Below are 20,812 nucleotides of genomic sequence, written 5' to 3'. Positions count from 1 at the left end.
GCAGCAACAGCAGCAACAAAAGTCTCAGAATGACGCTAAACAAGAGCAAGGACAGCAGTCACAAAATCAGCAAGATACTGAAAATAAAAAAGAAGATGAGAAACCCGAGCAAAAAGCTAAGCAGAAAAAGACCGAACAAGAAGTAGAAAAACAAGGTGAACAACAAAAAGGTGAACCTACACAGGCGCAAGCTCAACCAGAAAAAACGCCTCAGGATGATCCTGAATTCCGCCGCCTCGAAGCGGTAGAAAGCGCACGTGACCCTAGCTTCTTGATTCGAGCTCAAATGCAACTTCAAGCGCAACAAAAACAGCGTCCACAACAATCAAATAAGGAGTGGTAAGTCCATGATGAAAAAAGGCGCCAAACTGGTCTTTGTTCTAATGGCCAGCCTACTGACCAGCTTTTCGGTTTTCGCACAAAGCCTTCAAGCCAGTGTAAACAAAACTCAGGTGGCGAAGAACGAAGTGATCAACTTAAGGATCATGGCAGATACCGAGCTTGGCTCAGACGCGATTGATTTCGATGTATTGAAACAAGACTTTTTTTTAGGGCAGCCTCGTTACGGTCGTTCAAGCAATAACATTAATGGCCACAAAACCGTTCGAACGGAATGGAGCATCTCGATTGCACCGATGAAAGAAGGCGTTGTCACCATACCGAGCTTTTCTGCAGATGGGATGAAAACCGAGCCAATTAAGCTGCGTGTGACAAAAGACAAAGGTGAGCCGAATCTCGACGATTTGTTTAGCTTTAACATGAGCGTGGATAGCCATACTTTGTACCCACAACAGTCAGCAACGCTGCGTATGCAGTTGGCGATAAAAGTAGACCCTCGTCGTTTAGATAATCCACAAGTCGTGCCGCCAAGCATTGATGGGATGAAAATTGAGTCAGCCAGCGATATGAAGCAGGCACAACGCATCATTGATGGCTTAGAAGTGACGGTCGTAGAGCAAGCTTTCCGCATTACAGCCGAACAACCTGGCACCTACACGCTGAATGGCCCGAAATTGACGGGTTCTTACATCTACGGCGACAGCCTGACTGGTTCTACCAAGGTCATGCCAATCAATACCAAAGCAGAGCAAATGCCGATTACTGTGAAGCCTATTCCGAAGGATTTTAAAGGTAACTGGCTACCAGCTTCCGCACTGGAAATGACACAAAGCTGGCAAGATGAGCAAGGTAATCCACTATCAGCAACTACAGTTAACACTGTAAAACAGGGCACATCGATCACACGTACGATCCGCATCCGAGCTCGCGGAACTCAGGCAGAATATTTACCTCGCATTGGTATCGTCTACCCTAGTACTTTGCGTGTTTATCCAGAGCAACCGCAGTTTGAAACCTCCCGCGATGGAACGGTAACCATGACAGTCAAACAGGTGTTGATTCCGACAGAAGCTGGCGATCTTACCCTACCGGGTTACAACCTAAATTGGTGGGACAGTAACCGTGACCAAGCAAGAGAAGCGGATATCACATCGCTGAAGCTTAATGTCGAGAAAAGCGATAGTGGCTTAATCACGCTGCCAGAAAGTGCGTTACCAGCACAACCAGCAACAACGTCTGCCCCTGTGGTTCAAGGTGGTGTGGATTCTATCTGGAAAACGCTGACATTCGTATTTGGTTTGCTGTGGCTTGTCTCATCAGCGATTGCGTTTGGGCTTTGGAAAAAACGTGGGGCGCCAAAGGCAGAAAAAGTTGAGACGTCGACTCACGGCTCATCATTGCAAGATCTAGAAAACATCATCAAACAAGGTGACAGCGTCAAGATTGAAAGAGCAGTTAACGACTACTTAAACACTCACCACCTCAGCAATGAGTCTGAAGCAGTGAAAGTAGTAAAAGAAGAACTGAATGTGATGAACCACTCTCGCTTTAGTTCAACGCAACAGGAATGGAAACCTAACTCTCTGATCGCCAAGGTCAAGCAACTGGCTAAAGAGAAGAAAAGCAAACCTAGCCACCAGCTAGAAAAGCTCTAGTAAGTTCTTTAAATACTAAGACGACAAATGGCAGCTCACATCGAGCTGCCATTTTATTTCTCTCTTATTCGTGCCTGCTTACCTAAGCCACGATTTGGTCTGTTGCCTCAAACATACGCACGCAGTTTCGACCGCTATTTTTGGCTTGGTAAAGGGCTTTATCCGAAAGCTGATAGAGATGGTCAAAATTGAAGTCTTTTCCTTGCGCCTGATAGCAAGAATAGCCAACCGACACCGTCAGCAATTTGCCTTCTGGATTATGACAATGCTTGATACCCTCTTCCTCAATACAACGACGAATGCACTCTGCACGTAATCGAACTTCTTCTTGGCTCGATCCAATCATCAACAAGACAAACTCTTCCCCGCCAATGCGACAAAAGACTTCGTCTTCATCTTTAGTATGGTGCTCGAGGATATTACCAATGCGCATCAACGCAATATCACCTTCTAAATGCCCGTAATGATTGTTAAACAAGCCAAAGTGATCAATGTCGATAAGAATCAAGCCAAAAGACATGAGCTCATCATGCTCGAGGTAACAGTACTTCTGCATCACATGCTCCAGCATACGGCGGTTACCTAAGCGCGTTAATGGGTCGAGTTTGGATAAAATCTCCAGTTGTCGATTCGCTTCTTGCAGTTCCTTGGTTCGGTTCTTAACTTCGAGCTCTAGGTTTTCATTCAACTCTCGGATGGCCTCTTGCGCTTGTGTACGTTGAAGAACTTCAGCCAAGCTGGAGGCAAACATTCGAATCACTTCACGCAGTTGAGAAGTGAGAGGAGCACGAGTCAAAAGGTTATCAACCGCGATAAAGGCAATGGGGCCACTGCTGTTCGAGGTCAGCACCGTCATTGCCGCCCAGCCAAAGCCCGCAATTTTACAGTCATGATAGATAGGAACCGATTCCTCAAAAGCAACTTCGTTTGGCATCGATCGGGCTAAGTTAATCAAAGAGAAATCTTGGGTTTCACCAAAAAAGTAAGATTCGTCAACCACGTTACCTTGGATGTCGGTTCCCCAAGTGCCTTGCATATAAGAGCAATTTTCATCGGTTAAGAACACTGCCATTCGGTCGATGCCTAAATTCTTAATCGCAAATGTGACGGCGGATTTGCACACATCACTTACCGTGGTACAGCGTGATAACTCAACCATACTGGAATGAAGCATACGTACATTTTGTTCTTGGCGTTTGCGGATGAAGATCTGTGAAAATAAAGAGCCAAAGGATTCCAACATCTGTTTTTGGTACGCAGTAATCGGCTTCCGGTGAATAAAGTTATCCAAGGCAAACCAGCCAAAAGGTTCATTACCGTCGCGTAAGATCAGCATCGCATTCCACCCCTGCCCGACGACTTTGCCCGCGGTATAAATGGGTGCATCATCGACGATAACCAAGTTACGTTCCGGGCTCGAAAGCGCCGCAATGTACTCTTCACTTAATTGATGTAAATCGTACTGAGTGTGGAACTCGTCAATCGTGCTGCCCGACTCATTAGTGCCATAAGTACCGCTGAAGCTACGTTTTTTCATATCGAGCAACATCAGGGTTGAACGATCAAAGCCCAATCGCTCGCGCAGTGCTTCCACCGCTTTTAAATAGAGATCTTTTAAGGAGTCAGGATTAGAGATATCCAGCGCGACTTGCTGCACCAGTTTCATGTTCTCGATAAAACGCTCACGTTGCCCTAGCTCATCCACGTACTGAGCTTCACGCACGTCACGGTGCTTCATTTCAAGGGAAGCGTTCTTTTCTGCACGAATACATTGCCAGCGAGCCGCTGACAGTTGCATTGCATCGTAACTTTCTTCATAGATGTTGTGGGCGGAGCGAGCTTGAACGTTTTGGATAAGTAGGTAGGTACGTTTAATTGGCGTGTTGTCGAGCATCATAATGTAGCTCTCGCCCCCCAAATCTTGGGCATGGTTCCAGTTACATGTATTGATAGCCAAGGGAATGATGCTCTCTGAGGTATCAAACTGGTTTGCCCATTCCCAAAAGGCTTGCGGATATTCTTGAATAGGGAACAGATCGCCTCGTGAGAACCTTACCGAGCCAGACGAGTTCGTTAACGGGTCATCAAAAATAGCGATGGCACCTGGAGAAAAGTGCTGCTCTAGATGTTTGAATATGGCCTCCGCCAATAATCTATGGTCTCTCGTGGAAGAAACCGTCCTCGTAAAACTTTTTAAACTCACCTGGCCAACCTAATCTACTTTTTTATTTTCAATAAAAAACTACTTAGCTGGTGATATGCAATCAATAGAATCCAAGTTGAGCTGTTAAGTCTTTCGCAAAAAATATGGACTTAATTTCACATTCGAGAACCTTTCAACATTTTTAGACAGATGTTTCATCAGAATTACATACTGCAAATATCGGCGCAAAAATGATTCATGATGAAGATTATTAATGTTGAGAAAATAATCAACCTAACAATGAAAAAAAGCCCCTCATCAAGAGGGGCAAGAGTACCATCGCTTATAGTTATTTGTGTATATGCCAATAAATAGGTTGATTAACCGAAGTCACCGTTTACATAACCTTGAGTACGGTCGTCTTTTGGTTCGCTAAAGATCACTTGCGTGTCATCGTGCTCAACCAATTCGCCCATTAGGAAAAACGCGGTGCGGTCTGAGATACGACGCGCTTGCTGCATTGAGTGCGTTACGATAACGATGGTGTAGTTCTTCTTCAGCTCTTCCATCAGTTCTTCAATTTTGTGCGTCGCAATTGGGTCAAGTGCCGATGTTGGTTCATCCATCAGAATCACATCTGGTTCCATCGCAATGGTACGTGCGATACAAAGACGCTGCTGCTGACCACCAGAAAGACCAAATGCGTGTGACTTAAGACGGTCTTTTACTTCGTCCCAAAGTGCTGCGCCGCGAAGTGAACTTTCAACCACTTCATCAATGTGCTTCTTATCTTTGATGCCTTGAGCGCGCAGACCGTAAGCCACATTCTCGTAGATGCTCATTGGGAATGGGTTTGGCTTTTGGAATACCATGCCCACTTTGATGCGAAGGTCAGCAACGTCAATGTTGCCGTAAATGTCTTCGCCATCCATTGACAGCTTACCCGTGATCTTTACGCCTTCGATTAGATCATTCATGCGGTTCAAACAACGTAGTAGTGTTGATTTACCACAACCAGAAGGACCGATAAGCGCCGTCACTTGGCGAACAGGAATTGGCAGGTTGATCGATTTCAGTGCTTGGTTTTCACCGTAGAATAGGTCTAGGTTTTCAATATCAAACTTGTTCATTTTCTTAATCTCTTAAATCTTGAATTCGTGTCTTTTAACGTGCGTTCTTAATTCGTTTCGTTAGTAAGTTGCGGTGTTAAAACGTCGTGCAATCAGTTTTGTGAACATGTTGATCAATAGAACAACAACAATCAGAACTGTCGCGGTACCGTAAGCCTGATTCCATTCTTCAATGGTAAACAGTTCGGTAGTCAGTTTGTATAGGTGAACGGTTAATGTACGACCTGAATCCAATAGAGAATCCGGAATACGTGCAACCATACCTGCTGTCAGGAATACTGGAGCAGACTCACCAATGACACGACCAATACTTAGAATGACCGAGGTTAAGATACCTGGCATTGCGCTCGGAAGAATCAAACGCCAGATAGTGTAAATCTTAGATGCACCCAGGCCGTAAGAGCCCTCACGGTACGTTTGTGGTACTGCCATCAACGCTTCTTCCGTGGTGCGGATGATAACTGGCAGGATTAGGATACTTAGCGTCAATGCACCCGACAGAATCGAGAAGCCAAGGCCAAGAATCGCCACGAAGAAAGTCATACCGAACAGGCCGAAGATGATCGACGGGATACCCGCCAATGACTCGGTACAGAATCGGATGATTTTCACCAAACGACTGCCCACTTTCGCGTATTCGGTCAAGTAGATTGCCGTCATGATACCGAGTGGTGCTGCCACTGCGATAGATGCGATAACCATATAAATTGTCGCCACAATCATAGGGAAGATACCGTGCTCTTCACCTGTGCGCGTGTAGTTATCAGTAATGAAGTTCCAATCTACGTGTTGTAGACCGTTTGATAGGATGTACCAGATAATCCAGAACAAGAAACCTACCGTCAGTGCTGCCGAGATCCAGACAAATGCGTTAAAGACATTATCTTTGAACTGGCGTGCTTTTTTCAGTTTTGCGCGATCCATAATAGTCACCTTTAACGAGCGATTACTTCGCTTTTTCTCGGTTTAGGTACAGTAGTACAGCGTTCAACGACATGATGAAGACCAGAAGTACCACACCTGTAGCGTAAAGTGCGTTCGCGTGAACACCACTTGCGTAAGACATTTCAATAGCGATGTTTGCGGTTAGCGTACGTGCCGAATCAAGGATGCCTTCAGGCATTGCTGGCGCGTTACCCATTACCATGATGATCGCCATGGTCTCACCCAACGCACGACCGATACCCAGAATCACACCTGTCATGATGCCTGAGCGAGCCGCTGGAACGAGCAATTTAAAGATGGTGTAGATTTTCGATGCGCCCAGTGCCAAAGAACCTTCTTTGTAAGTACGAGGAACCGCGCGGATAGACGTTTCAGAAACCGTAATTACCGTTGGTAGAATCATCACACCAAGAACAATGATACCGGCCAAGATAGTGTTACCGGCTGGTACATCAAATACGTTCTGAATCAATGGAACGATAATAACCAGACCGAAGAAACCGTAAACCACCGAAGGGATACCAGCTAGCAGCTCAACCGCTGGGCGGATGATGTCAGCCAAACGCTTTGGTGCGATTTCAGCGATGAAGATAGCGGTTAAGACACCAACTGGAACACCCACTAAAACAGCGCCTGCTGTCGAAACGATAGAAGCAACAATCATGGTTGCAACACCGTACAGTGCCGGTGGTAGCCAGTTTTGGCCTAGAACGATGCCCGAGACGCCCGCTTCTTGGAATGCTGGGATACTCTCTCGAACGATGAAGTATGCGATAACTGCTAATGATACGATGCCGATTACAGCACTCGTTAGGAACAAGCCGTGGAAGATGCGCTCTTTCCAGTCAACGCGGCGTTTTTCGCGTAGGCCTGGCTTGCTGATCGCTTTAGCGTCAGTAGTCATAAGCTTTTCACTATTTGTTGCGATGGTCATAAAAATCTCACGGTTCTTGGCAATGGCGTCGAACACAATGGATAGAAAAGGCTCAGCCCGAAATGGTGGGCTGAGCAAACTTTAGAGTCCCGATGGGATTAGTGAACTGAGATGTAACCTTTTTGGTCAACTAGCGCTTGCGCTTCTTCAGTTAGCATCCAGTCTAGGAATTTTTGAGTTTCAGCTGATGGCTTGCCTTCTTTGTAAAGAACAAGGAACGGACGAGCAACTTTGTAAGAACCGTTTTTCACGTTGTCTACAGAAGCTTGGATACCATCAATTGGAAGTGCGTTTACAGAGCCATCAACTGTACCTAGAGAGATGTAGCCGATTGCGTATGGGTTAGAAGCAACCATTGTCTTCAGTGCGCCGTTACCGTTAGCAACTTGAGCACGTTGAGAGATTGCCGATACTTTCTTACCAGAAATTTTCATTTTTAGCTTCATGATGTCTTCGAATGCACCACGAGTACCAGAAGCCGTATCACGAGTGATTGCAACGATTGGCTTGTCTGCACCGCCAACGTCTTTCCAGTTTGTTACTTCACCTTTGTAGATTGCAGTAACTTGCTCAGCTGTTAGGCCATTAAGCTTGTTTTGTGGGTTTACAACAACTGCGATACCGTCTAGAGCAACGGCTTCTTCTTTTAGCGTTGGCTCTTTTTCAGAATCTTTTAGATTACGAGAAGACATACCTAGGTCAGCAGAGCCGTTCTTCGCTGCTTTAACACCTGCAGATGAACCAGGGCCTTGAACTTCGATAAATACGTTCGGGTTTGTCTTCATGTATGTTTCAGAGAAAACTTCCATCAGTGGAGTTACGCTGCTAGAACCCACTGCAGAGATAGTTTCTTTAGCAGAAACAGGAGTCACTGCCATTGCGCCTAGAAGTGCGATTGCACCGATTACTGTCTTTTTCATCACAATTTCCTTTAAGTGGCTTTATTGCCGTTGTGTTTCACTTGAACGGTGCTCACTTTAGAATCCAAATATGACAGTTGTGTTTCACTTAGTTGAAGCCTCTATGACATGTTGTCATTTCCGCTTAATAAATCAGCAATCAAACTTTATTTACTTTTGAGCTCAAAACACTTTGCAATGTTTTGCTAATAACAAAATGCCAACCACATCACTTTTAATATATTTCATAACAAATAATCATCGTTAAATTATTGATATATCAAGCTTACTAATTAGAATCGACTGGCTTTATTTACAAAAATGATAATAGTTATAATCTTTAGAGGGTCAATCATGCGTCAATTACTTAGCACGCTGTCTATTAAGTCACAGGTTTTCGTGCCCGTGCTTTTCACTGTCATACTGCTCATCGTTGGTTTGAGCATAGGCATAGGAAAGTTAGAGAAAGCATTCGACAAAGTGACGGTTTCTACCAATAACCTTATCGTGCATAAAGAAGAGCTGGGCTCTATCGTAGACAACACCTACGCGATGCGCATTAAGGCGATTTATAGTCTATTCAGGGCGGAAGATGTCAAAACACTGAACGATGAACTGCAACAACGCCAAACAACAAACCGAGAGTTTCTTAATTCTATCGATAAAATTGAAGGTATTCAGGCTGAAGTAAACGCCATGCGCGACGCCATGAATCACTACGTCGATTTTACTCGTGTCACCATGACGCCACTTCTTAATACCAAGCATTCTTCTGATTACACCACGTCCGATTTTGACCGAGAGTATGAAACCGCGATGGGTCAATACCGCCTTGCGGGTGAAGCCATGATAAAAGCGATCGACAACTTGTCTAAAAAGCTCAACCAAATCGTTACCGATGAAGTCGAGGAAAATGGCATTCTTCACTCTGATACCCTGACCTATAGCACGGTATCTCTAGTGGTTATTCTCTCTATTGCCTCTTTGATCAGTTGGCTGCTAGCGAGCTACATTGTTGCTCCAATCCGCAACCTACAACAAACCATGCAAGAAGTAGCAAAAGGTAACTTGTTGGTCGAAGCAGACGAAGTGGGCAAAAACGAAGTCTCACAACTGGCGCATGACGTAAACCAAACCATCCACCAACTTCGCGGTACGGTCGACTCTCTGGTTCGAATCAGTGAAGATGTTGCTTCGGCATCGACAGAGCTGGCAACCGTGATGACGCAAAGCAGTGCGAACTCGGATCAAGAGAAGCAAGAAGTTGAACAAGTCGCGTCTGCAATTAACCAACTTGAATCCACAGCGGCAGAAGTTTCAAGTAATGCACAACAAGCAGATAGTGCGTCGAATGAAGCAAGTAAACTGACGTCTCAAAGCTTGAGTATGTTTGAAGAAAGCACGCGCGCGAGCGCAAAAATGGCCGACCAGCTGAATGAAGCCGCTCACGTAGTAACGTCTCTTAAAGACCAGTCCGAGCAGATTGGAAAAGTGATCGAAGTTATTGAGAGCATCTCTGAGCAAACCAACCTACTTGCATTGAATGCGGCAATTGAAGCGGCACGAGCAGGTGAAAGTGGTCGAGGCTTTGCCGTGGTAGCGGACGAAGTACGTATGCTGGCAGCGAGAACTCAAGAATCGACCAAAGAGATCCAAACCATCATTGAAGAGCTACAACAGCAGTCTGGTCACGCAAACGAAAGCATGCATTCGAGCCTAGCCATGCTTGAAGACAACCAATCGCTTGCCGCAGAAGTGAGTCGTTCACTGAGTGACATCAACAGCGCAATTTCAGATCTGAATGCAATCAACACCCAAGTTGCGACCGCTTCTGAAGAACAAAAGCAAGTTACGTCGGACATCAACAATAACCTGAGCACCATCTATGAATTGGTGAGTCAGAACGTTACTGGTATCACTCAATCAGCCGCGGCGGCGCAAGAGTTGTCTGGCTTAGCAGAAAATCAAAAGCATCAGCTTAAGCAGTTCCAAGTTTAAACATTCTGCTCAACACGATAAGTTCCAAAGGTTAGAAATGAAGAAAGCTCCGCACAGGCGGAGCTTTTTAATATTCGGATTAGAGAAAATTCAACGGGGCGATTATTCTTCGTCAGTGACCAGTAGAACAGAGAAAGTGTTCGTTGGCTCTAGTGGGCTCCAGTTGTAAACCTCACCGTTAAAAGAATCAAACACCATGACATTTGACCCATCACCGTTTGGAGTGTTACTCCAGATGTAGCCTGCGTAGTCACCCACGTCTAACGTGTAACCACTTGCAAATGCAGTGCCGTTCATCGCTGGGCTATGGCAAGCACGTTCCGTCAACGCGACCAACTCTTTAACGTTTGGTAAGCGCCAATTCTTTTTGCCCGCGAAGTCATGCAAAGCATGGTTACCTGATTCATTGCGGATTTGCTCAGCGGTTGATAGCGCTAACTGCCATGACATCTTAGTTGCAGCACCATCACAGGCTTCATTTGCCGCATTCCACGTTGAGCCAACAGGACAACGCATCCAAGTTAGGCCCGTTTTTAAGTCAGTTACCGTCCCGGCATCAGAGTAGGTGTAACGAGAGTTAGGCGCTGTTTTTCCAAAATCAGTTGAACATTCTTGTGCCGCCATGGCTGCTTGAGAAGCTAGAACAAGAGATAACGCGGTGATTAGTTTCTTCATCTTATTGGCCCTTTACTGCTACTAGACGGATTGGGAATTGGAATGACGCACCTGCGTTACGCTCCACTTTGTCAGAATAAATTTCAACAAAGCTGACGTAGCCACGGTCAGCGCCTTTCGCAGCAACGACTGCAAATTGAAGCGCACCTTCGTAGTTAGCAGGAGAGTAATTATTAAATGTGAAATCACTCAGCCAAATAGCACCGGATTCAATATCAGGGCTGCCCTTACCCTGTTGAGGGAAGTAAGCCGTCGTCATACCATAGACATTGCCGTCGGCATCTTTCTCTGTCTCACCTAAGTCGAGAACATCGTAGAACTCTTGGTATGTTGGTAGGCGCCAATCAGTAATGCCACATAGTGATTGCTTGTTTATATGTTCAACATATTGGCTTGTTGAACAGATGCTATCAGCAGCATCCACACAACCAACGACTTCAAGATCTTCGTAATACGGTTTGAATGTTGCTGACTCATACACGAATGTACGATCTTTAAATTGAACCGAGCTCGCATCCGCACTCTTGTTTTCCCAAACAAGACCAGTACGCTCGTCCATAGTACAAGCCCAGTCAGTGGCATCTGCAGCTAAAGCAGCACCCTGTGAATCTAGCTTAACGAACTTAAAGCCAGCGCCTGTCGACGTTTGCTTGTCCTCTTTGTCGAAGCCGTATTCCGCATCTTGACCAGGGTAAGAAGCTTGAACCTCAGCAACGTCTGCTGCGCCATCAGCAAAGTGAAGAACGGCACCCGTATCGTTGCTGCCAACCGTTTGTTCAGCAACCGCTGCAATTTCTTCAGCAAATGCACTCACTTGAGCTTCAGACAGAAGATCAGAGGCTAACGATTTACCTTGGAAGCTAAGACTTTGAGCAAGCAACGCTACACCTTTGGTCATTTGTTGTGGTTGCATCGCAGCTAATAGCGCAACCGTGTTTTGCTCTAGCTTGTCTAGCTCGCTGGCTTGTGCGTTAGACATTACCGTACCAGACAGAGAAACGCCGGCATCGGTGAGTTGCGCTTTTACGATCTCTTCAGCTTGAGCAACGGTTTTACCGTCAATTACAAGACCTGCGAGCAACGTTGTTACACCATTGACCGTGTTACCCGTTGCTAAGTTTTGGCCCGGAGCCGCAAGACGCAACGTTTGGTTTGAACCTTGATCAACTTGAGCAAGAATGGTGCTGGTTAGTACGTTTTTGTTGCTTGAAGTCAGGCTAAATTTACCAGCATTATCCGTTTTAGCACTCGGTTCAGTGGTATCACAAACGTAGTTTTGATTTAAATCGATGCACACTGGCGTATCAAGAAGTGTACCTGCAGAAACGATGGTGCCAGCTACATCATAGGTCGGTGCCGACGTATCACCACCAGAACCACCGCCACAGCCTGCTAGAGCTAGTGACATAGCAACGAAAGAATATTGAAACTTCATAGATTTTATCTTCTTTTGATTTTAATTAACGAGAGCGAATCACTCTCACCATTGAAAGCAGGAAAAGTCCTAACAAGGTCCAAGGCGAGCCACTGCCACCTGAACCACCACCACTGCTTTCTTTAGTGGTATCAGCACTGCACTGATACTGAGCAAAGTGACTCACACCCCACTCTTTCAACACCCCAGAGTTCCCTGACACACGGTCAGACACTTCGAGACGCCAAGTACCCCAACTCGGTTGACCGACAAGTGCTTTTAACTCCTCGTCATACTGAGCTGTGAAGTAACCTTTAAATCCATTGGTATTGCTTGATTGATGGCTAAGTAGCACGACCGATTTGCCTTGTGGAGACACTAGCGACACTTGCAGATCCTGCAGTGAGTCATGTTCGATGTTCAGGTAAACCGCAAACGAATCATCAATCGTGAGTGACTTGTCCGATAGCGTCTGAGAGAACAGTCTGTCGCCCTGTTCTGGCAAAGCGGAATTCACTGATTGAGGCTGGATATCAAGCTCTGGCGTACCATTAACCAGCATCACCTGTTCACTCCACTGGTGAGTCTTTAAGCCTTCTGCAAATTGGTAATCCAATGAAATAGAGGAATCGAATTGCGTGCCACACGTCAGACCGCTTGGTAACGCTACCTTCATTGAAGTCGAATCAGAAAGCGTTTCATCAAAGTCGAAAACGGATGCGTTGTTTAGCTGCCATTGCCCTTTGATGTTCGCTTCGCGGCCAGTTTGGCTCAGGCTTACACCAACGTCTTGACCTTGTGCGATGTATCGAGCGTTATAGCGAACGCGAAGAGGCGCTTTAAGTAAGTTGTGTTTGTTGAAGCTGTCTGTCAGGAATTGGGCATAGTCTTTATTTGGGAACAAATTGCTTGCGGCATACACGGTCGACTCCGCAAGATCATGCATTTTCACGCCACGACCAATGCCATACATACCTTCAAGAACAATGGCGTCAAACTCACGGAACACGTTATCGGTATCATCACCGTATCGTTCAACCGATGCTTTAAGTGCTTGGAACAGTGGCGTTGACCATAGCTCGTCGCCTAGTTCACCGCCCACACTAACGTGCGCTGGATACTCCGAGCTCTCGAAGTAACGCGCTCTTTGGTTCCATAAGCTACGAGTTGTTTTGCGTGTTCCGAACACACCGTCCCAGTTGAACACCGTATCTAACTCGAATTCTTGACCACGACGCGAAGCATCCAAATATTGAGTGCGGTAGCTCGCGCTGCCCGCCCAGTAATCAGCAAAACCTTCTGCGATAGCACCAGTGTGACCGTACGCCCAATCCGGTACGATTTGGTAATGAATGCCATGCCCAAGTTCGTGTATCACTACATCAGCATCGACTGCATCCGGAGAAACACCACCGACACCCAGCATGAGTGCTTTCGGACCGTAATAGTAAGTAGAGTTATCTTTTGATAAACCGCGAGCATCAAAACGAAGCGGTTCGTCAAACAAGTCGTAAGTCAGGCTTGTCAGATATTGGATCGAGCTATCAATATGATAAAAAGCCATCAACTGTGGGAACGCATTGTCACCAAACTCGGTGCTTAGCATCTCATCAACACTGTCAAATGCTTGAACCCCTTCTGGGCTGACAAAGTCCAACGTATCGAGTACAGGCGCTTCACCAGGTGCTGGGGCTGCAAATAGGCCCGTCGCATCCACTTGCTTTAATCTTGGGTTAGAGAGATAGAACTTACCGCCCGACTTTAAAACCTCAATCGACTTGGTGACGTACTCGATCGGCTGAGGGTAATCGGACAGTGCTGACCACGTCGATTCTGGTGCCGCTTGCTGTTGCATGGTACGAAGATCTGGGTTGAATAAAGAAACCTCAACATCAACCAGACTTCCAGAGCTCAAAGCCGGTGGCTCTTGTGCTTGCAGTTGGCGAGGTGATTCCAATTCCATTGCAACTGTTGGCTTACCGTTGCGAATTATCGTATCTTCAAGGCTCTTAAACACTCGCACAACGTGATGATTTTTATCGGTTGTGACTACGAGGGCGCGCTGTGCTTGATATTCACCGTTTACCCAAACATCAAAATTGTAATGCTCACCAAGCTGAGACTGGGTTTTGTAACGGAACTTAAACTCGCCCGCTTCTGAGTAGTGGCTGTCTAGATAATTTTTCGCTTGCGCCTCATTCGTTACCACAGAGTCCGTTGCGGGATAATCCCACTCTGCAGCCTGCACCGCAGGGGTACATGCAATAAGCAATGAAAACGCCAATGGTTTTAGCTTCATGATTTCGTCCTAGAATTCGTATTTTGCATTTAGCGTGAAGTAGCGCCCTGGCTCAGTTGAGTAACGCTTACTTTCCTCAGCAATACCCGCTACGTCTTGGTATCGGATGTACTCTTTGTCGAACAAGTTGACGATGTTTGCGCTAACACGAAGGTCTTTGGAAACGTGGTAAGTTGCGCCAAGATCAAACGTATTCCACGCGCTTGTCTGCGCACACTCTGTCGCTAGACCAAGTGTGGTCTGGCATTTAGGAACGCGATCCATGGCAGCGGCCCAGTTCCAAGCCACGTAAGCGTTGAAGTCTTGGTTGGCGTATTTCAGTTGAGCGTTACCTTCGAATGGCGTAATGCTTCGAACGTATTCACCTTCCGCGTCTTTGCCATCTACGTAGCCAAACTTAGTGCTGATGTCCCATTGTTTGGTAAGTGCGTAACCCGCAGAAAGCTCTGCGCCATAAGTCTCTACGCCATCAAGGTTTTGGTACTGTTTGATGTAATTACCAGTGCTTGAGTCAAAGCCTGTGGTCACAACATCGATGAAGTTTTCAAACTTGTTGTAGAACACAGACGCATAGACATACGCACGACCGTTATCGAACTTGTTACCGATTTCAAATGAGTCCGAAGTCTCAGCTTCTAGGTCTAAGTTAGGCGCGATAACAAAAGGCGTTAGCGGTACGAAATCATGGTTCACGAAGCCATATGCTTTGTCGTATTCCGGAGCACGGTAACCGTGGTTGTACGACACATAAACGATGTTGTTGGCAAACATTTCACGAGAAACCGACAGGCTTGGAGACACCTCCGAGCTATCCATGTCCTTTAATGGGAAGCCGCCCACTTCGCCCTCACCGTCTGGCGTTAGACGGTGCGCATCAAAGCGCAGACCGCCCGTGATGGTCCATTTATCCAGTTCCACCATGTCTCGAACGTACAAACCTATGTTATAAGCTCGAGCTGGAGCGAAAGGTTGCTTGGTCGAAGGCGTCACCCCATTCCAATCAATCTTGGAATCGCTATCTGTGCGTTCATAATAGTCAGTAGAAAGCTCGATACCGTAAGCCAATTGATGCTCAGTATTTGCTGCAAAAATCGTATTGGTGAAGTCGCCACGAAAACCAATTGTCTCGTCAATGAAGGTTTTGTGTTCCAGCTCGCGACGTTTGGTGATCAAACCATTGTGATCCACTTGGCGCATTAGACGGTTGGTGTCTTCCACGACTTCGGTGTGACGCCAGTAAACTTTGGTATCCAACTCTTCGAACCAAGTTGGATTAATCGGTGTCACCTCTGCACCAATGTAAGCGCTGTACTCTTCGGAGGTTTCATCTTCAGCAAAGTCTTCAATATGCCAGATTCCATCAGGTTGAATGGACGGTGAACCCTCCAAACGCTCTTGATTCTGAGTGTAGAGTTCCGCTTTGGCTTTCAACATCACCTCTTCATTGAAAAAGTGGTTGATCGTATAAGCACCGCTGTAACCATCTAGGTCGCGGTTATACAAATCTTCATCAAAGTTACGTGTCTCTTGCCCTTGCCAGTATGAAACGTTAAACAAACTCTCTGTATCACCGGAGCGGAAAGCTAGATTACTCGTGCCTTTGTACTTGTTGCTGATATCGGTGTAAGTACCGGAAACATCGGTGTAGAAGTCTTTGTCTTTTAAGAAATCACCCGGCTTACTGGATTCTAAAATCACCACACCGCCGATCGCGCCAGAGCCATGCACCGAAGAGCTTGCACCTTTAATGATTTGCAGCGATTCAAAATTGGATAAATCAAAAGTATCTCGCCCAACTGCATCATTAATGTCATTCGCACCGAAGCCATCCGCAGAACGAATCCCATCACGAACGATCATAATGCGGTTACCTGTCATACCACGGATGGTAATGTTTTGCGGACGTCCTGCACCGCCCGTCACGCTTACACCAGGTTCGTTACGCAGCACGTCATAAAGCTCGGTTTCGCCTCGTTCTTCGATTTGCTCGTTTGTGATAACCGCGACACTACCTGCCACTTTTGACAATGGCTGATCGATTTTATTGGCGGTTACAACCACCTCTTCCATTGAGAAAACCTTAGATTCGGCGTGCACTTGACTGGCAGCAAGTACCGAAAGTACTGCCGCTGACACTGGGGTAAGCTTCATTTACTGCTCCGCTTTAGATGTTTTAATGAGTGATAGTAGAAATGCGTATTCCTTCGCTTGTTGCTCTCTTGCCTGCCTTGGATCCATGCGGTGGCCAGAGTGAAAGTCCGTTTGCAACAAATAAGGGCCTGTCGATTCACTGGTCGACGAAATTTGAGCGAGATACTTCGCGCCTTCCCAATAAGGCACACGTTGATCGTTTAATCCGACTTGAACCAACATGGGTGGGTAAGCGTCTTTGTGGATATTGAGAATAGGATCATAAGCTTGCATCGCTTTGAGCTGCTCTGGGAGTGTCGGATTCCCCCATTCCCCATATTGTTGTGCAGTAAGTGGCAACGTCGTATCGGACATGCTGGCAACGACATCGACAAACGGAACCTTCATCACCGCGCCAGCAAACAAATCAGGAGCTTGGTTGATGGAGCCGGCAACTAAAGTGCCACCAGCACTCGATCCAATTGCGTAAACATCACGTTCACCACCATCAAAGTGTTTAAGCGCTTGCGCAGTCGCTGTGAAATCATTGATAGAGTTGGCTTTAAGAACGCCTCGGCCTTGCTCGTGCCAGTCAGCACCAAAGTAACCGCCACCACGAACATGCGCTATCGCGTAGATAACACCTTGATCCAGTAAGCTCACGGTTTGAGGCATGAAGTAAGGTTTCATGGTAAACCCGTACGCACCATAGCCGTACAGAACGACAGGAGCGTTATCACTCAGTTTGTCTTTACGGTAAGCAAGAGAAACCGGCACTTCCACACCATGACTTTTGACCATAATGCGTTGAGAAACATAATCTTGGCTGGAGAAGCCGTGATAAACATCTTGCGACAGATTTGCCTTTGTTAGTGCTTTAACATCAAACTCTTCCCACAGCGGCGGTGTCGTCATCGACATGCTACGAATGCGGATTTTATTAGAGCGGAAATCACCAAGAGTGCTCAACCAAGCAATGCGCCCGTCCGACTCTAACGGAAGAGATTTTTTCGCCTTGCCATCGTAAGAGTAAACCGAGATTGTCGTTTGATTGTCTTGCTTGGTTAATGCCACAAGTCCCGCTTCATACAAATAGAATTGCTCTACACCGTTTTCTGAGCGTAAGAAAGACTTCCAATTAGGCTCAGCAGTGTCCAAATCTTTCTCTGACATCTCAGTTTCAAACAAACCAAACTGACCATTAAGATTGCTGTTGATAAAGACTCTATCTTGAGCAATATCTGCATAATACTCCACACCAGATTCCGGTTTACGTAACGAGGCCGTCAGCTCGCCAGAATCAAGGTTCAGGATCTTTTGTTCGGTGGTCGATTCATTGTTACTTTGTACCAGTGCGAAACGCGCGTCGGCTGCGGGATAGAACGACATGAGCCAATCGGTCTTGTCCTCTTGCCAAATTATTTTCTTCTCATTGGTCTGAATGTTAATTCGCACTATTTGGTAAGGGCGTTGTGTTTTTTCGTCCTTTGATACAACGAAAGCAAACTTTCCATTTGGTGAGAGCAGAACACCATTGTCCACGTTGCTAATCAGTTCGTGCACTCTACCATTATTGAGCTCCACCAGCACAGCACGGTATTGCTCACTGCCATCAATATCTTCAGTAAACAGCAATGAATTGCCTTTAATACGCCATTGACCAATTTGGAAGTATTGACGTTCTTCTTGGCGAGAAGAAAAATCGTAAACCACGTCCTCTTGCGCAGTTTTGTCTGCTCGTGACAACAAAACGAAGTTGCCTTGTCGGCGAGTTAGATTCCACTCTTGGCCGTTTTTAATCACCCAAGGCTTGTCACCTTTTTCTGCAGCCATGGCTTCCCATTGGCTCAACAGGTGTTGAGTGATCTCGTCATAGCTTTTCTGAAATTGTTCTGTTTTCTGGTTTTGCTTCTTGAGATAAGAAAGGACTCGCTCATCTTGTCTTGAATCGTCTCTCAACCAATCAAAATTATCCGCGGCGACACTGGGTAAAGAGAGCGCTAAAAGCCCCAAAAAAACATGACTAAATTTCATATAAACGGCACAACTATTTATAGGATTAATATTATTTCGCGTATTCTGCCCTCAAATGAAAATGAGATCAATTATCATTTAATATTTCGTGTATTGATTTTATTGGCTTTTGTTGCGCAAACGTTTAGTTAACAGACAAAAGTGTTTGCCGAGCGATAGACTCGTAGAAAGGTGTGGTAATGAAAAATACTAATGGGCTAAGTATAAAAACGCCACCTACTAAGGTGACGACTTTTGCTTCTCTTGTCGTGGGGTTTAACAAAGAAAGGTAAACTAGAAAACGTGGCTAGTCACAACCCAGAGTAGAGCGAGAAATCCGACGAAGTAGAGTGAAGAAACAACAACCGATTTAATCAACTCCCCCATTTGTGACTTCTCAGTAATCATGATGACCGCCTCCGGTAAACACCAATGTACAACTCACCAATGCGATACATAGGAATGAAAACATTTCGACCAAGACGCTACGCTGCTCCAACCCCAATGCTCTAGATTGCTTGTCCGTCAAACTCATATCGACTTGTTCTAACCATTGCTCTTCTTGATACATGTTCTTGTCTCCTGTTTCTGGATACTTATGCTAAGCAAAGATGGCGTTTAGAAAAACCAAAGACTATTGAACCTATGTTTAGGATTGATAAACATAAGAGGTTTTGAAGGCAAAATTCAGGCATAAAAAATCCGAGCTATTGAGCTCGGATTTGAAATCGTTTTGCGCCAGGTGCCAAGTAAAAGCTTAATCTTCAGAGCTTGGTGCCGCTGGCTTCTTCTTAGGGATAAACACGTTGTCACCCACTGCCACGTTTTGGTAGAAGCCTTTATCGCGCTTAGCTGGTTTCTTCGGTGTTTTCTTCGCTTGAGGGCGCGCTTTCTTAGTTTCTGTCTTCTTGTTACGGAAGTCAGGTTTACGCGGTTTCAAACCTTTGAATTTACCTTTCAAGTCTTCAAATACAGAGAAGTTCAAATCTTGTTGTAGGTAAGTTTCAACACGCTTAAAGCTATCCCAGTCTTTAGGACCAACAAGCGACACTGCGTCACCTTTGTTACCCGCACGACCAGTACGACCAACACGATGCACGTACTCTTCTGTGTGCTTCGGCATATCGAAGTTAATAACGTGCGTTACCGTTGCGATATCAAGACCACGAGAAGCAACGTCTGTTGTTACTAGAATCTTAAATACGGCACGCTCAAACTGACTCATGATGGTGTTACGTTGAGTCTGATTCAAGTTACCGCTTAGCGCGACCGCTTTAAGCTTCTTCTCATTCAGCTTGTTCGTTAGACGCTCAGTGTCATCACGTGTCGCTGTAAAGATGATCACCTGACGGTATTCTGCTTCTTCAAGCACACGCTCCAGAATCGCTTCTTTGTGATCTAGGTGATCACACAAGTAGAATTTCTGAGTGATGTCTTTGTGTTCTTCGTTAGATACACCGATAGCGATACGCTTTGGCGCATTCAGCATCTCTGATGCAATGTCGTTCACTTCTGCGTGATCAAGTGTTGCTGAGAACATTAGAGTTTGACGACGACGGTGTTTCGCTGCTCTGTGAATACGACGGAGTTCTGGCGCAAAGCCCAGATCTAACATACGGTCCGCTTCATCAAGAACTAATGTTTCCAAACCATCAAGAAATAGAGAACGATGTTCTAGGTGGTCGGCCAGACGTCCTGGCGTCGCAACGATGAATTTAGGGTAGCGGCGTAGCGCTTTTACCTGATCATTGAAGTTCTCACCACCCAGAATCAACGCTGCGTCGTAAGTCAGACCACCAAGCATTGAGCGAAGCTCGCCATATACCTGCTTTGCTAACTCACGCGTAGGCGCAAGAATAACCGCACGTGGGTCTTTTGCAGAAAACGACTTAGTCTTTAACGACTTGTGCAGCATTGGCAATACAAACGCCAAAGTCTTACCCGAACCCGTTTTCGAAGATGCCAATAGATCCTTGCCTGCAATCGCAACAGGAATCGCCTGCTGCTGAATGTCAGTCGCTTTTTTGAAATCGTAGTGTTTTAGGTTCTTCAACAATCGGTTGTCTAGGCCTAGATCTTTAAATTGCAAAGTATTCTCCAATAAATAATCAGCGTCTGAGCGCTTTTTCAGTGTCGTTTCCGCTCTAACGCAGGAAAAAATAAAAGCTCGGTATAATACCGCAAATCATAGGAGTATAGATAGAGATCACACAAACTAATTCCATTAGAAAAAATAAA

Annotated in this window: 14 protein-coding genes and 1 pseudogene; 3 read left to right on the top strand and 12 right to left on the bottom strand. The window is 45.9% G+C overall.

Going from position 1 to position 20,812, the window contains the following annotated elements; translation table 11 throughout:
- Together KIO97_RS08315 and KIO97_RS08310 are read left to right on the top strand one after the other, a co-directional pair.
- Positions 1–343 (top strand): annotated as a pseudogene (locus tag KIO97_RS08315) (hypothetical protein); the annotation flags it as partial.
- A 4-nt stretch (positions 344–347) separates the two neighbouring features.
- Entirely contained in the window at positions 348–1,994 is a 1,647-nt protein-coding gene (locus KIO97_RS08310) for a BatD family protein (RefSeq protein ID WP_285381873.1), read from the top strand.
- Positions 1,995–2,076: 82 nt separating this feature from the next.
- Here KIO97_RS08310 and KIO97_RS08305 read toward each other — a convergent pair whose 3' ends face one another.
- From KIO97_RS08305 to KIO97_RS08285, 5 genes are all read right to left on the bottom strand, one after another.
- Positions 2,077–4,143 carry a GGDEF domain-containing protein gene (locus KIO97_RS08305; RefSeq protein ID WP_045370699.1) on the bottom strand — a complete coding sequence of 689 codons (2,067 nt, stop codon included), beginning with the start codon at positions 4,141–4,143 and terminating at the stop codon, positions 2,077–2,079.
- 374 nt (positions 4,144–4,517) lie between these two features.
- Positions 4,518–5,267, bottom strand: coding sequence for a phosphate ABC transporter ATP-binding protein PstB (gene pstB / locus KIO97_RS08300; RefSeq protein WP_005432159.1), 750 nt, complete (start codon positions 5,265–5,267; stop codon positions 4,518–4,520).
- Between the two features lie 60 nt (positions 5,268–5,327).
- Positions 5,328–6,191, bottom strand: coding sequence for a phosphate ABC transporter permease PstA (pstA, locus tag KIO97_RS08295; protein WP_005441059.1), 864 nt, complete (start codon positions 6,189–6,191; stop codon positions 5,328–5,330).
- Between the two features lie 22 nt (positions 6,192–6,213).
- Positions 6,214–7,146 (bottom strand): phosphate ABC transporter permease subunit PstC, encoded by a 933-nt coding sequence (gene pstC, locus KIO97_RS08290; protein WP_009704934.1) that lies wholly within the window; start codon positions 7,144–7,146, stop codon positions 6,214–6,216.
- Between the two features lie 98 nt (positions 7,147–7,244).
- Entirely contained in the window at positions 7,245–8,066 is an 822-nt protein-coding gene (locus KIO97_RS08285) for a phosphate ABC transporter substrate-binding protein (protein WP_005432164.1), read from the bottom strand.
- Positions 8,067–8,399: 333 nt separating this feature from the next.
- On the opposite strand from KIO97_RS08285, the gene KIO97_RS08280 reads away from it, so the two are divergent.
- On the top strand, positions 8,400–10,043 hold the full coding sequence (locus KIO97_RS08280) for a methyl-accepting chemotaxis protein (protein ID WP_228174748.1): 1,644 nt from the start codon (positions 8,400–8,402) through the stop codon (positions 10,041–10,043).
- A 102-nt stretch (positions 10,044–10,145) separates the two neighbouring features.
- On the opposite strand, the gene KIO97_RS08275 is transcribed toward KIO97_RS08280, so the two are convergent.
- The 7 genes from KIO97_RS08275 to KIO97_RS08245 all read right to left on the bottom strand — a co-directional run bounded on the left by KIO97_RS08275 (position 10,146) and on the right by KIO97_RS08245 (position 20,675).
- Complete coding sequence (locus KIO97_RS08275) at positions 10,146–10,718, bottom strand: DUF1566 domain-containing protein (protein ID WP_285381869.1); 573 nt, start codon at positions 10,716–10,718, stop codon at positions 10,146–10,148.
- 1 nt (position 10,719) lies between these two features.
- Positions 10,720–12,153, bottom strand: coding sequence for a DUF1566 domain-containing protein (locus KIO97_RS08270; RefSeq protein WP_285381867.1), 1,434 nt, complete (start codon positions 12,151–12,153; stop codon positions 10,720–10,722).
- Positions 12,154–12,178: 25 nt separating this feature from the next.
- Complete coding sequence (locus KIO97_RS08265; protein WP_285381865.1) at positions 12,179–14,431, bottom strand: proprotein convertase P-domain-containing protein; 2,253 nt, start codon at positions 14,429–14,431, stop codon at positions 12,179–12,181.
- Between the two features lie 9 nt (positions 14,432–14,440).
- Entirely contained in the window at positions 14,441–16,582 is a 2,142-nt protein-coding gene (locus KIO97_RS08260) for a TonB-dependent hemoglobin/transferrin/lactoferrin family receptor (RefSeq protein WP_285381863.1), read from the bottom strand.
- Positions 16,583–18,595, bottom strand: coding sequence for a prolyl oligopeptidase family serine peptidase (locus tag KIO97_RS08255; protein WP_285381862.1), 2,013 nt, complete (start codon positions 18,593–18,595; stop codon positions 16,583–16,585).
- Positions 18,596–18,971: 376 nt separating this feature from the next.
- Positions 18,972–19,145, bottom strand: a complete 174-nt coding sequence (locus tag KIO97_RS08250; protein ID WP_285381860.1) for a hypothetical protein — start codon at positions 19,143–19,145, stop codon at positions 18,972–18,974.
- Positions 19,146–19,331: 186 nt separating this feature from the next.
- Positions 19,332–20,675: a DEAD/DEAH box helicase gene (locus KIO97_RS08245; RefSeq protein WP_010645134.1), complete on the bottom strand. Its 1,344-nt coding sequence runs from the start codon at positions 20,673–20,675 to the stop codon at positions 19,332–19,334.
- Positions 20,676–20,812: the final 137 nt, after the last annotated feature.

The sequence above is a fragment of the Vibrio sp. B181a genome (genome assembly GCF_030248375.1).
Lineage (GTDB): Bacteria > Pseudomonadota > Gammaproteobacteria > Enterobacterales > Vibrionaceae > Vibrio > Vibrio campbellii.
This window is presented reverse-complemented; position numbering and strand designations above follow the sequence as displayed.

Excerpts from the sequence above, each read along its gene's own strand:
- KIO97_RS08310 (WP_285381873.1), top strand. The coding sequence starts at position 348 with ATGATGAAAAAAGGCGCCAAACTGGTCTTTGTTCTAATGGCCAGCCTA.
- pstB (WP_005432159.1), bottom strand. The coding sequence starts at position 5,267 with ATGAACAAGTTTGATATTGAAAACCTAGACCTATTCTACGGTGAAAAC.
- pstA (WP_005441059.1), bottom strand. The coding sequence starts at position 6,191 with ATGGATCGCGCAAAACTGAAAAAAGCACGCCAGTTCAAAGATAATGTC.
- pstC (WP_009704934.1), bottom strand. The coding sequence starts at position 7,146 with ATGACCATCGCAACAAATAGTGAAAAGCTTATGACTACTGACGCTAAA.
- KIO97_RS08285 (WP_005432164.1), bottom strand. The coding sequence starts at position 8,066 with ATGAAAAAGACAGTAATCGGTGCAATCGCACTTCTAGGCGCAATGGCA.
- KIO97_RS08280 (WP_228174748.1), top strand. The coding sequence starts at position 8,400 with ATGCGTCAATTACTTAGCACGCTGTCTATTAAGTCACAGGTTTTCGTG.
- KIO97_RS08275 (WP_285381869.1), bottom strand. The coding sequence starts at position 10,718 with ATGAAGAAACTAATCACCGCGTTATCTCTTGTTCTAGCTTCTCAAGCA.
- KIO97_RS08270 (WP_285381867.1), bottom strand. The coding sequence starts at position 12,153 with ATGAAGTTTCAATATTCTTTCGTTGCTATGTCACTAGCTCTAGCAGGC.
- KIO97_RS08265 (WP_285381865.1), bottom strand. The coding sequence starts at position 14,431 with ATGAAGCTAAAACCATTGGCGTTTTCATTGCTTATTGCATGTACCCCT.
- KIO97_RS08260 (WP_285381863.1), bottom strand. The coding sequence starts at position 16,582 with ATGAAGCTTACCCCAGTGTCAGCGGCAGTACTTTCGGTACTTGCTGCC.
- KIO97_RS08255 (WP_285381862.1), bottom strand. The coding sequence starts at position 18,595 with ATGAAATTTAGTCATGTTTTTTTGGGGCTTTTAGCGCTCTCTTTACCC.
- KIO97_RS08250 (WP_285381860.1), bottom strand. The coding sequence starts at position 19,145 with ATGTATCAAGAAGAGCAATGGTTAGAACAAGTCGATATGAGTTTGACG.